At 65.2% G+C, this 11,134-nt stretch carries 11 protein-coding genes; 3 read left to right on the forward strand and 8 right to left on the reverse strand.

The genetic code is table 11. The features are described from left to right. Positions 1–68 precede the first annotated feature (68 nt). From RBB31_RS19680 to RBB31_RS19710, 7 genes are all read right to left on the reverse strand, one after another. Positions 69–944: a 3-hydroxybutyryl-CoA dehydrogenase gene (locus RBB31_RS19680; protein ID WP_306130955.1), complete on the reverse strand. Its 876-nt coding sequence runs from the start codon at positions 942–944 to the stop codon at positions 69–71. A 239-nt stretch (positions 945–1,183) separates the two neighbouring features. Further along, a complete protein-coding gene (locus tag RBB31_RS19685) occupies positions 1,184–2,113 on the reverse strand; it encodes an electron transfer flavoprotein subunit alpha/FixB family protein (RefSeq protein ID WP_306130956.1) in 930 nt (309 codons plus the stop codon). After that, positions 2,114–2,872, reverse strand: a complete 759-nt coding sequence (locus RBB31_RS19690; protein ID WP_306130957.1) for an electron transfer flavoprotein subunit beta/FixA family protein — start codon at positions 2,870–2,872, stop codon at positions 2,114–2,116. Positions 2,873–3,059: 187 nt separating this feature from the next. Next, positions 3,060–3,632, reverse strand: coding sequence for a cob(I)yrinic acid a,c-diamide adenosyltransferase (locus RBB31_RS19695; RefSeq protein WP_306130966.1), 573 nt, complete (start codon positions 3,630–3,632; stop codon positions 3,060–3,062). Between the two features lie 2 nt (positions 3,633–3,634). Further along, positions 3,635–3,847, reverse strand: a complete 213-nt coding sequence (locus tag RBB31_RS19700) for a twin transmembrane helix small protein (RefSeq protein WP_306130958.1) — start codon at positions 3,845–3,847, stop codon at positions 3,635–3,637. Between the two features lie 103 nt (positions 3,848–3,950). Then, positions 3,951–4,781 (reverse strand): SDR family NAD(P)-dependent oxidoreductase, encoded by an 831-nt coding sequence (locus RBB31_RS19705; protein WP_306130959.1) that lies wholly within the window; start codon positions 4,779–4,781, stop codon positions 3,951–3,953. A 60-nt stretch (positions 4,782–4,841) separates the two neighbouring features. Beyond that, on the reverse strand, positions 4,842–5,534 hold the full coding sequence (locus RBB31_RS19710) for an SH3 domain-containing protein (RefSeq protein ID WP_306130960.1): 693 nt from the start codon (positions 5,532–5,534) through the stop codon (positions 4,842–4,844). Positions 5,535–5,696: 162 nt separating this feature from the next. Between RBB31_RS19710 and parC the strand changes: the two genes are divergently transcribed. Together parC and RBB31_RS19720 are read left to right on the forward strand one after the other, a co-directional pair. Next, positions 5,697–8,015, forward strand: coding sequence for a DNA topoisomerase IV subunit A (gene parC / locus RBB31_RS19715; RefSeq protein WP_306130961.1), 2,319 nt, complete (start codon positions 5,697–5,699; stop codon positions 8,013–8,015). A gap of 87 nt (positions 8,016–8,102) precedes the next feature. Next, positions 8,103–8,540, forward strand: coding sequence for a YHS domain-containing (seleno)protein (locus RBB31_RS19720; protein ID WP_306130962.1), 438 nt, complete (start codon positions 8,103–8,105; stop codon positions 8,538–8,540). 150 nt (positions 8,541–8,690) lie between these two features. Here the strand turns inward: RBB31_RS19720 and RBB31_RS19725 are convergent, their stop codons facing one another. Further along, positions 8,691–10,073: a cytochrome P450 gene (locus tag RBB31_RS19725; protein ID WP_306130963.1), complete on the reverse strand. Its 1,383-nt coding sequence runs from the start codon at positions 10,071–10,073 to the stop codon at positions 8,691–8,693. A 155-nt stretch (positions 10,074–10,228) separates the two neighbouring features. Between RBB31_RS19725 and RBB31_RS19730 the strand changes: the two genes are divergently transcribed. Next, a complete protein-coding gene (locus RBB31_RS19730) occupies positions 10,229–10,897 on the forward strand; it encodes a hypothetical protein (RefSeq protein WP_306130964.1) in 669 nt (222 codons plus the stop codon). Positions 10,898–11,134: the final 237 nt, after the last annotated feature.

Consider the following 11,134-nt stretch of genomic DNA (forward strand, 5'->3'; position numbering starts at 1 on the left):
AAGGTGCCGCGCGTGGGTTTTCACCCACCCTACGGACGCGACGCGCGCGGGGTCTTGCCCATCTTGCGTCAGCGGGTCGGGACCGGTTCCTCGCCGCGGTAGTCGTAGAAGCCGCGGCCGGTCTTGCGGCCCAGCCAGCCGGCCTCGACATATTTCGTCAGCAAGGGGCAGGGGCGATATTTCGTGTCCGCCAGACCGTCATGAAGGACGTTCATGATGGCAAGGCAGGTGTCGAGGCCGATGAAATCGGCCAGTTCCAGCGGGCCCATCGGATGGTTGGTGCCGAGCTTCATCGAGGTGTCGATGGAGGTGACGGAGCCCACGCCCTCGTAGAGGGTATAGACCGCCTCGTTGATCATGGGCATCAGGATGCGGTTGACGATGAAGGCGGGGAAATCCTCGGAACTGGCGGCGGTCTTGCCGAGCCTTTCGACCACGGCGAGGCAGGCGTCGTAAGTCGGCTTGTCGGTGGCGATGCCTCGGATCAACTCGACCAGTTGCATGATCGGCACGGGGTTCATGAAGTGGAAGCCCATGAATTTCTCGGGACGGTCGGTGCGGCTGGCCAGCCGGGTAATCGAGATCGACGAGGTATTGGACGTGAGAATCGTGTCGGGGCCGAGATGCGGCACGAGGTCTTCGAAAATGGCCTGCTTGACGGTCTCGCGTTCGGTGGCGGATTCGACGACGAGGTCGGTACCGCCCAATTCGGGCAGGTGCAGCGTGGTGGTGATGCGCTTGAGCGCCGCGTCGCGGTCCTCGGCCGTCATCTTGTCGCGGCTGACCATGCGGTCCATGTTCGACTTGATCATCCCGACGCCCTTGTCCAGGGCCTCCTGGTTGATGTCGTTGAGCAGGACGTCATAGCCCGCGACGGCCATCACATGCGCGATTCCGTTGCCCATCTGTCCGGCGCCGACGACGCCCACCTTGCGGATGTCCATGCAGGTCCCTTTCGCTTTTGCGACACCATATGCCCCGTGCCGCGGCACCTGCAAGGGAAAGCGGTGGTTGAAATTCAGGTGTAATCGTGCCTTTGGCGGAATGGCAGGTCCTCATGCCGGTGTTGCCATAGGGATCAAAATTTTGCGGGGGCGGTGGGTTTTCGCCCACCCTACGGTGCGCCGAAACGAAAAGACCCGCCACGGGGGGCGGGTCAGTTCGGTGCCAGCTGCGGAACGGTTCAGCCGAGTTTCTCGGTCAGTTCCGGCACGGCGGTGAAGAGGTCTGCGACGAGGCCGTAATCGGCGACCTGAAAGATCGGGGCCTCTTCGTCCTTGTTGATGGCGACGATGACCTTGGAGTCCTTCATGCCCGCAAGGTGCTGGATCGCGCCCGAAATGCCGACGGCGATGTAGAGGTCCGGCGCCACGACCTTGCCGGTCTGGCCGACCTGCCAGTCGTTGGGGGCGTAGCCGGAGTCGACGGCCGCACGGGACGCACCGACGGCGGCGCCCAGCTTGTCGGCGAGGTTCTCGATCAGGGCGAAGTTCTCTTCCGAGCCGATGCCGCGACCGCCGGAGACGACGATGCCTGCCGAGGTCAACTCGGGGCGGTCGGATTCGGCGACCTTGTCCTCGACCCATTCGCTGAGGCCGGGATTTTCGGCGGCGGACACTGTCTCGACCGAGGCCGAGCCGCCGTCGCCTGCGGCGTCGAAGGTCGACGTGCGGAAGGTGACGACCTTCTTGGCGTCCGAGGTTTTCACCGTCTGGATGGCGTTGCCCGCGTAGATCGGGCGCTCGAACGTGTTGGCGTCGACCACGCCCGAGGCATCGGAAATCACCATGACGTCAAGAAGCGCGGCCACGCGGGGCATCACGTTCTTGGCGTCGGTCGTGGCCGGGGCCACGATGTGCTCGTAGTCATCCGCGAGCGACACGATAAGCGCGGCGGTGGATTCCGCCAGGCGGTGGCCCAGCGAGGGATCCTCGGCCACGAGGACCTTGGACACGCCGTCGATCTTGGCGGCGGCGTCGCCCGCGGCGGCGGCGGAGCCCCCGGCGCAGAGCACGGTCACGTCGCCCAGCTGTTTGGCGGCGGTGACAGCCTTGGCGGTGGCGTCGAGCGCCAGTTCGCCATCGTTCACTTCGGCAAGAAGAAGTACAGACATTTAAACGGCCCCCGCTTCTTTGAGTTTGGCGACAAGTTCATCGACCGATCCGACCATTTCGCCGGCCTTGCGGGCCTCGGGCTCTTCGGTCTTGACGATTTCGAGGCGCGGCGCGACGTCGACGCCGTAATCGGCGGCGGTTTTCTCGTCGAGCGGCTTTTTCTTGGCCTTCATGATGTTGGGCAGCGAGGCATAGCGCGGCTCGTTCAGGCGCAGATCGACGGTGACGATCGTGGGCATCTTGACCTTGATCGTCTGCAGACCGCCATCGACCTCGCGGGTGATCACGGCATTGTCGCCGTCGATGTCCAGCTTGGAGGCGAAGGTGCCTTGCGACCAGCCGAGAAGGGCGGAAAGCATCTGGCCGGTGGCGTTCATGTCGTTGTCGATCGCCTGCTTGCCGGCGATGACGAGGCCGGGCTGTTCTTCCTCGACGACCTTTGCGAGGATCTTGGCGACGGCCAGCGGCTCGATGTCGGTGTGCACGTCATCGGCGGCCTCGACCAGGATGGCGCGGTCGGCGCCCATGGCGAGCGCGGTGCGCAGCGTTTCCTGCGCCTGCTTGACGCCGATGGACACGGCGACGACCTCGTCGGCCTTGCCGGCCTCTTTCAGGCGGATGGCCTCTTCGACGGCGATCTCGTCGAACGGGTTCATCGACATTTTGACATTGGCAAGATCGACGCCCGATCCGTCCGCCTTGACGCGGACCTTCACGTTGTAGTCGATCACGCGTTTGACAGGCACAAGCACCTTCATCGGCATGGTCTCCCTAAAATATTGCGCAGAGCCGCTGTGACACGACTCCGCCCCTTGCTCTGGGGCGTTAGATACAGAACTGTTAGCCGGACAAACAGGGTAAAATCGTCACGTTTCCGACTTGCGACGTCGCGTTTCCGGTACGTTGCGGGGATTCTTGTGCGGCTTGGCGGGCGTGTTTCCCGGATCAGCGGTTGGCGCCCGGCGTCCAGAGCACGTCGTCGCTGCCCGAGTCGTTGGCCATGCGGGCGGCGACGAAGAACCAGTCGCTGAGGCGGTTGAGATATTTCACCGCCGCGGGGTTCACGTGTTCCATCGTGGCCAGTTCCACCGACAGCCGTTCCGCGCGGCGCGAGACGGTACGGCAGAGGTGCAGATGGGCCGAAAGCGCCGAGCCACCGGGCAGGATGAAGCTGCGCAGAGGTTCTAGCACCTTGTTCATGGTGTCGATCTCGGTCTCCAGGCGGGTGACCTGGCTGTCAACCATGCGCAGGGGCTCGTACTCGGCCTTGTCGTCGTTTTCCATGTCGGGGCGGCAGAGATCGGCGCCGAGGTCGAAAAGGTCGTTCTGGATGCGCGACAGGGCGGCGTCGGTTTCGCCGTCGGCATGCAGGCGGGCAAGGCCGACGGTGGCGTTCACCTCGTCCACGGTGCCGTAGGCGGTGACGCGCATGGAGTGCTTGGCCACGCGCGCGCCGTTGCCCAGGGCGGTTTCGCCGTGATCGCCGGTCTTGGTGTAGATCTTGTTGAGAACGACCATGTTCATTCACCTCCCATTTGACGGCGGATATAGACGAAAACCAGGATCAGGACCACCGCGACGAATTGGGCGATGATGCGCCAGCGCATGTACTTGTTCGAGCGCTTGGCATTGTCCATGCCTTCCTTGCCGAAGTTCGAGATGCCCAGGATGAGAATGACGCCGACGACGCCGCAGGCGAGGGCAACGAGGATGAAGAGGGGGTCGTTGAGCATGTCAGGCCCTTGGTTGGTCCGGTCCACGGCGACGTAGCCCGCATGGGCCGAAAGGCGAATGGGCCATGGTGACGCGGGCGTCTTGGCCGCATGGGTTCTCGCGCTAAAGCCTGGCCTGGATCCAGTCGAGGGCGCGGGTGGGCAGGATGCGCCGCAGCGCGTCGAGAAGGTAGGTGGGCGTGGTCACGTAATAGCGCGGACGGGGGCGTGGCGATTCCAGGGCATGGGTCAGTTTCCGGGCGACGGCGGTTGCGGGCAACTCGAACGTGTCGGGGCCGCCGGCATTGTAGAGCCGGGGCAGCAGGCGCTTTTCATATAGCGAGCGGGCGGGCGCGTTTTCCCAGTCGATCCAGCGTTCGAAATGGGGGATGGAGTTTTGCCTGATCTTCGACGTCACCGGCCCGGGTTCGATCAGGATGATGTGCAGGGGCGTGTCGCGCATCTCGATGCGCATGGTGCTGGTGAGCCCCTCGAGCGCGTGCTTGGTGGCGTTGTAGGCGCCGCGCATCCGCAGTGTGGCGAAGCCGAGCACCGATGAGTTTTGCACGATGCGCCCGTGGCCCTGGGCGCGCATCAGCGGAATGACCTGGCGGGTGAGGTCGTGCCAGCCGAAGAAGTTGGCTTCGAAGATGGCGCGCAGGGCGTCGGTTGGCAGATCCTCGACCATACCGGGGCAGCCGAAGGCGCCGTTGTTGAAAAGCGCGTCGAGCGTGCCGCCCGTGGCCTCGAGCACTTCGGCGAGGCCGGAGGCGATGGTGGCCGGATCCTGATAGTCGATCAGCGGGCTGTCGAAGCCCTCGGCGCGCAACCGGTCGCAATCGGCGCGCTGGCGGCAGGAGGCGAAGACGCGCCAGCCGCGGGCGCGCATGTGGTGGGCGGCCTCGTAGCCGATGCCGGAAGAAGCGCCTGTGATGAGAAGGGTGCGGGTCGTCATGGCCGGACATTGGCGCGGTCCGGGGCGATATGCAATCGTCCTGTCGGGGGGTGGTCCCGCTTACCGGGCCGGTTCGCTGACGAGCCAGTCGGCCATCCAGCCGGTTTCTCCGGTATCGATCACCTCAAGCTCCAGCCAACCGTTGCCGGGCGCGCTGAGCACGGCCACTTCGGCGCCTTCTTCGAGCGAGCCGAGGCGGGCGTAATCCGTGCCGGGACCGCCGCGCATGTTGGCGGATGTGGCAGTGACGAAGCGCAGGTCCATGTCGGAACTGCCGCCGCGGGCCGAGCGGGCCGCCGCTTCGGCCTGGCGGCGCAGCTTGGCCTGCGAGGCCTGCTGTTCGAAAAGCTCTATCGCGCCGGGCCAGTCGCGCCGTACGTCATCGGCCGCTTCTCCGCCTTCCTGAAGTGCGGCGAGGACGGCGTTGTCCTCGCTGGAGTCGGGCTGGGTGAGAAAGCGGGCCTTGTCCTCGACGCGCTCGGTTCGGGCGGTCTCCTGTGCGGTGCCGGCCTCGGCCATCTCGCCGATGGAGGCCAGCGTGATCTGGAACCGCTCGGGCTTTTTCTGAGCGGGGATCTCGATCTGTTCGGGTTCAGTGCGGGGGGCCGGCTCGGCGGATGCGGTGCGGGTGTCGTCCTCATTCGTGGCGGGGGCGGGACGGTTCGCCAGTGCCTGAATCGAGTTGTCGCGAGGCGCATAATCCGCGCCGCCGCTCATCTCCCAGAAGGCGAATCCGAGGAAGGCGAAAGTCACTAAAATAAAGCGCCACATCGGGCCACGTCCCCCAAAACACAATCATTTGCACTAATTGGATAACCTAACTTACACGATTCGGTTCCCTGCGGCATGGGAAAAGGCAACAATCCTGCCATCCTGTGCTTTACCTGCGCATGGGTGGGAGCTATCACAGCATCTATGAGTGATTTGGTCGATGACCCCAATATAGGCCCCGATGATGGGGGCAAATCGGTGGCGGAACCGCTGCGCCGGGCGATCGGCGAGCGCTACCTGACCTATGCGCTGTCGACCATCATGCACCGGGCGCTGCCGGATGCGCGCGACGGGCTGAAGCCGGTGCACCGGCGGATCCTGTTCGCCATGCGCGAATTGCGGTTGAGCGCCAGCGGGGGCTTCCGCAAGTCCGCGAAGATCAGCGGTGACGTGATGGGCAACTATCATCCGCATGGCGATGCCGCGATCTATGACGCGATGGCGCGTCTGGCGCAGGATTTCAACGTGCGCTACCCGCTCGTGGACGGGCAAGGGAACTTTGGCAATATCGACGGCGACAACCCCGCGGCCAGCCGTTATACCGAGGCGCGGCTGACCATCGTGGCCGAGGCCCTGCTGGAGGGGCTGAACGAGAACGCGGTCGATTACCGGGACAATTACGACGGCACGCTGACCGAGCCTGTGGTGCTGCCGGCGCAGTTTCCGAACCTGCTGGCCAACGGTGCGAGCGGGATCGCGGTGGGGATGGCGACGAACATTCCGCCGCACAACATTGCGGAACTGGTGGATGCCTGCCTGCATTTGATCAAGACACCCGATGCGCGGGACGACACGCTGCTGAACTATGTGCCGGGGCCGGATTTTCCGACGGGGGGCATCATCGTGGAGCCGCCCGAGGCCATCGCGCAGGCCTACCGCACGGGCAAGGGCGGGTTCCGTTTGCGTTGCCGGTACGAGGTGGAGGACCTGGGACGCGGGCAGTGGCAGATCGTGGTCACGGAAATTCCGTATCAGGTACAGAAGTCCAAGCTGATCGAGAAGCTGGCGGAGGTGATCCAGACCAAGAAGGTGCCGATCCTGGCCGATGTGCGGGACGAGAGTGCGGACGACATCCGCGTGATCCTGGAGCCACGGTCCAAGAACGTGGATCCCGAGGTGTTGATGCAGTCGCTCTACCGCAATTCGGACCTCGAAGTGCGGTTCAGCCTGAACATGAACGTCCTCGTGGACGGGGTGACGCCCAAGGTCTGCAGCATGAAGGAAGTGCTGCGCGCCTTCCTCGATTTCCGGCGCGAGGTACTGATCCGGCGCAGCCAGCACCGGATGGAGAAGATCGACCACCGGCTGGAGGTGCTGGAAGGGCTGATCGTGGCCTTCCTGAACCTCGACCGGGTGATCGACATCATTCGCTATGACGACGACCCCAAGGCGGCGCTGATGCGCGAGGATTGGGGGCGGGAGTTCGTTCGCGCGAAGGATGAGGCCGATTACGTCCCCCCCGCCGCAGGGGGCGAGGACGGGCTGACCGAGGTGCAGGCCGAGGCGATCCTGAACATGCGGCTTCGCAGCTTACGCCGTCTGGAGGAGATCGAGCTGGTCAAGGAGCGCGACGCGCTGATGGAAGAGCGCGCGGGGCTGGAGGACCTGCTGGAAAGCGAGGGGCTTCAGTGGGACGCGATCTCGGACCAGCTGAAGGACGTGAAGAAAAAGTTCGGCAAGGATTATGAAGGTGGCGCGCGCCGGACCACGTTCGCCGAGGCGGGCGAGGTGGAGGAAGTGCCGCTGGAGGCGATGATCGACCGCGAGCCGATCACCGTGGTCTGTTCCAAGATGGGCTGGATCCGGGCCATGTCGGGGCATATCGATCTGGACCGGGAGCTGAAGTTCAAGGATGGCGATGCCGGGCGGTTCATCTTTCATGCCGAGACGACCGACCGGTTGCTGGTGTTCGGCACGAACGGGCGGTTCTATACGCTGAGTGCGGCAAACCTGCCCGGCGGGCGGGGGATGGGCGAGCCCTTGCGCCTGATGGTGGACCTGCCGAACGAGTCCGACATCGTGGCGATCTTCATCCACAAACCGGGGCGGAAATTGCTGGTGGCGTCCTCGGCGGGCGACGGTTTTGTCGTGCCCGAGGACGAGGTCGTGGCGCAGACACGCTCGGGCAAGCAGGTGTTGAACGTTCGCGATGGCGTGCGCGCACAAGTGTGCCGGGCGGTCACGGGCGATCACGTGGCCTGCGTGGGCGAGAACCGCAAGGTGCTGATCTTCCCGCTGGACGAGTTGCCCGAGATGGGGCGCGGCAAGGGCGTGCGGTTGCAGAAATACAAGGATGGCGGGCTGTCGGATGCGACGACCTTCACCCTGGCTGAAGGGCTGAGCTGGCTTGATCCGGCGGGTCGCACACGGACCGAGACGGCGCTGGAGGAATGGACCGCGCGGCGCGCGGGCGCGGGACGCATGGCGCCGAGAGGCTTTCCGCGTAACAATCGCTTCACCTGAGATTGACTTGTCGTGTGCAGGGCAGCGCGCTTAGCTTGCTTGCAGATGCATGCGAGGAGGATGGATATGCTTTTGACACGACGGGGAATGATCGCAAGTAGCGCGGCGGCACTGCTGGCAGGGCCGGTGATGGCCGATGAGCCGCGCTGGTACCAGAACCGGGCCTATGCCGCGGACGGCGCGGACGTTGTGGCCTATTTCGGGCTGGAGCCGGGCGCGAACGGTGTGGCCGGGTCGGACGCGTTCGTGACCGAGTGGAATGGGGCGAAGTGGCGGTTCTCCACGGCCGAGAACCAGGCGACCTTCGAGGCGAACCCGCAGAAATATGCGCCGCAATTCGGGGGCTATTGTTCGTGGGCGGTGTCGCAGGGCTATACCGCGCATGGCGACAAGGACGCATGGACGGTGCATGACGGCAAGCTTTACCTCAACTACAACCAGTCCATACGACGCAAATGGTCGGGGGATATCCCGGGCAACGTGTCGAAGGGCGAGGCGAATTGGCCGAAGGTCTTGGGTGGTTAGCGTGGCGGCGCGTGGGGTTTCACGCACGAAAGAGGTGGGTTTTCACCCATCAAAGGTGGGTTTTCACCCACCCTACGGGTTGAGTTTTGCCCGAGGCAGGAGGTCCCGGGTCAAGCCCGGGACGGGGTGAGGTATAGGCCGGCGGACGCGTCAGGCGACAGAGGCCGGTTGCGGCGCTGAGACCGGCTCGGCCTCGAGCCAGACGCCGCCTTCGGGACGCAGGGTGAGGATCATCACCGGGTCGGGGTTGCGGCCCGCGACCGGGGTGAAGCGGAAGCGGTTCAGCAGCGTGCCGAGGATGATCACGGCCTCTTGCAGGGCGAAACTGGCACCGATGCAGATGCGGGGGCCGTCGCCGAAGGGCAGGTAGGCGTAGCGTTCCACCGCCTTGCGGTCGGCAAAGCGGTCGGGGCGGAAGACGTCGGGATCTTCCCACAACATGTGATGGCGGTGGAGCGCGTAGATCGGCAGGATCACGGTGTCGCCCTTGCGGATCTCACGGCCGCAGAGCGTGTCATTTGCCATTGCCGTGCGGGAAACCATCCCAGCGGGCGGGTAAAGACGCAGCGTCTCGTCGATGATCTGGCGCATGAAGGGGAGGTTTTCCACATGCTCGCCCGTCACCGGCCCGTCGCCGCAGACCTCGCGCAGCTCGGCGCGGGCGCGGTCCTGCACGTCCTGGTCGAAAGCGCAGAGGTAAAGCGACCAGCCCAAGGTGAGCGCCGTGGTCTCATGGCCGGCGACGATGAACGTCAAAAGGTTGTCGCGCAGCTCGGCGGTGTTCATCTGGCGCTTGGTCTTGGGATCCTCGCCTTCCATCAGCAGGTCGAGCAGGTCGGGAACGCCGTCGGGGCCGCGCTGGCGGCGGGCCTCGATCGCCTCGTCGGCGATGCGGCGCATGTCGCCCACGGCGTTGCGCGAAAAGATCAGGCGGCCGGGGCGCGGCACCCAGTCGGGGGCGCCCAGCACGTCGAGCAGGGAAATCTTGCCAGCCTCGGAGATATAGGCGTCGATGCCACGATGCACCGCGTCGGCGTCGAACATGCCGTCGCCGGAAAAGGTGACGTCGGCGATGACGTCGAAGGTCGTGCGCACCATGTCGGCGGCCATGTCGATGGCGCGGGGGCCGGCCTGGGCCACGCGGTCGGCGCTGCGCTGGGCGGCGGCGGTCATGATCGGGGCGAGGTTCATCACGTTGCGATGCGAGAACACCGGCGCCGCGGTGCGCCGCTGCCAGCGCCAGTGGGCGCCTTCGGCGATGAACAGGGACTCGCCGATGGCCGGTTTCAGAAGGTTCTTGGTGACCAGCGACTTGGGGTAGGTATCGACCCGCTCGAGCAGCATTTCGCGGATCGCGCCGGGGTCCATCACCATGTGCCAGCGCTTGCCGGTGCGGCCCGAAACCATGGGCTGGCGCGTGGCAAGCTCGGGGATGATGCTGAGCACGTTGCGCCGGGCGGCGCCGAGGCTGCCCAGGATACCCATCGGCTCGGTGACGAGGCGGACTTTGACGGGAGTGTCGGCTTGGGACATGGGGCCTCCGGTGCTGAGTATTCAATACATAGGGGCGCGGCGGTCCGGCGGCAAACCTGCGGCGGAACTCCGCGGCGATATGGAGCAGGGCGGGAATTGCCAGCGCGGGGCGGCCTTGCTATCGCTGAAAGGGGACGGATCCGGGGGGAACGGGGATGCTGCGAATACTGGCTTTGGGGCTGATGATAGCCGGGGTGGCGGCCTGCACGCAGGTGGACGACCTTGACGAGGCGCCGGTCTATCTGGGGAACTTCCACCTCGGCCATAACGTGGTGGCGGCGCCCAACCTGCAAAAGGGGCCGTTGTCGCGCGAGGCCAGCAAGGCGGCGTGGATCGCGGCGATGAAACAGGCGGTGGACGCGCGGTTCTCGCGGCAGGAGGGTACGCGGCTCTATCATCTGGGGATCACGCTGGAGGCCTATGTTCTGGCGCGCGCGGGCATCCCGGTTGTGGCGGCGCCAAAGTCGGTGCTTGTGCTGAAGGTCACGGCCTGGGATGACGCCAAACAGGCGCGGCTGAACGAGACGCCGGAACTGATTACCGTGATCGAAAGCCTGTCGGGGGATACGGTCGTGGGATCGGGCCTGACCCGGACGGCCGAGGAGCAGATGCAGGCGCTGACCGGCAAGGCGGCCAAGCTGATCGAGAACTGGCTGGTGCGGCAGAACAATGCCGAGGGCTGGTTCGAGGATGACGGCCGGCCCGCCCGCTACAAGGCCAGGGCGCGCGCGGCGGAGGCCCGGGCGGCGGCGTCGGACGAGGAGAGGATGCAGGCGAAGGCCAGGGCGGCGCTGGAAAAAGCGCAGGCACAGGCGGCAGAGTAGCACATGTGCAGTACCCGCGGCGGGTTGGCGGCGTGGTGTGCCGCACCGGGCGGGCGTGCGGGCATGAAGCGCTTGATTTTCCCGGTTGAACCCAATAAATGCCCGGCCAGTAGCAATTCGGGCCGCAAGAGGCCCCCAATAGGATAAGGCGCCCAACGAGATGGCAAAGGAAAAGTTTGACCGTTCGAAACCGCACGTGAACATCGGGACCGTTGGTCACGTTGACCACGGCAAGAC

The organism is Roseovarius sp. MMSF_3350 (assembly GCF_030733425.1).
Classification (GTDB): Bacteria; Pseudomonadota; Alphaproteobacteria; order Rhodobacterales; family Rhodobacteraceae; genus Roseovarius.

Bases quoted from the DNA above. Each gene is read 5' to 3' on its own strand.
- RBB31_RS19680 (WP_306130955.1), bottom strand. From the start codon at position 944: ATGGACATCCGCAAGGTGGGCGTCGTCGGCGCCGGACAGATGGGCAAC.
- RBB31_RS19685 (WP_306130956.1), bottom strand. From the start codon at position 2,113: ATGTCTGTACTTCTTCTTGCCGAAGTGAACGATGGCGAACTGGCGCTC.
- RBB31_RS19690 (WP_306130957.1), bottom strand. From the start codon at position 2,872: ATGAAGGTGCTTGTGCCTGTCAAACGCGTGATCGACTACAACGTGAAG.
- RBB31_RS19695 (WP_306130966.1), bottom strand. From the start codon at position 3,632: ATGGTCGTTCTCAACAAGATCTACACCAAGACCGGCGATCACGGCGAA.
- RBB31_RS19700 (WP_306130958.1), bottom strand. From the start codon at position 3,847: ATGCTCAACGACCCCCTCTTCATCCTCGTTGCCCTCGCCTGCGGCGTC.
- RBB31_RS19705 (WP_306130959.1), bottom strand. From the start codon at position 4,781: ATGACGACCCGCACCCTTCTCATCACAGGCGCTTCTTCCGGCATCGGC.
- parC (WP_306130961.1), top strand. From the start codon at position 5,697: ATGAGTGATTTGGTCGATGACCCCAATATAGGCCCCGATGATGGGGGC.
- RBB31_RS19720 (WP_306130962.1), top strand. From the start codon at position 8,103: ATGATCGCAAGTAGCGCGGCGGCACTGCTGGCAGGGCCGGTGATGGCC.
- RBB31_RS19725 (WP_306130963.1), bottom strand. From the start codon at position 10,073: ATGTCCCAAGCCGACACTCCCGTCAAAGTCCGCCTCGTCACCGAGCCG.
- RBB31_RS19730 (WP_306130964.1), top strand. From the start codon at position 10,229: ATGCTGCGAATACTGGCTTTGGGGCTGATGATAGCCGGGGTGGCGGCC.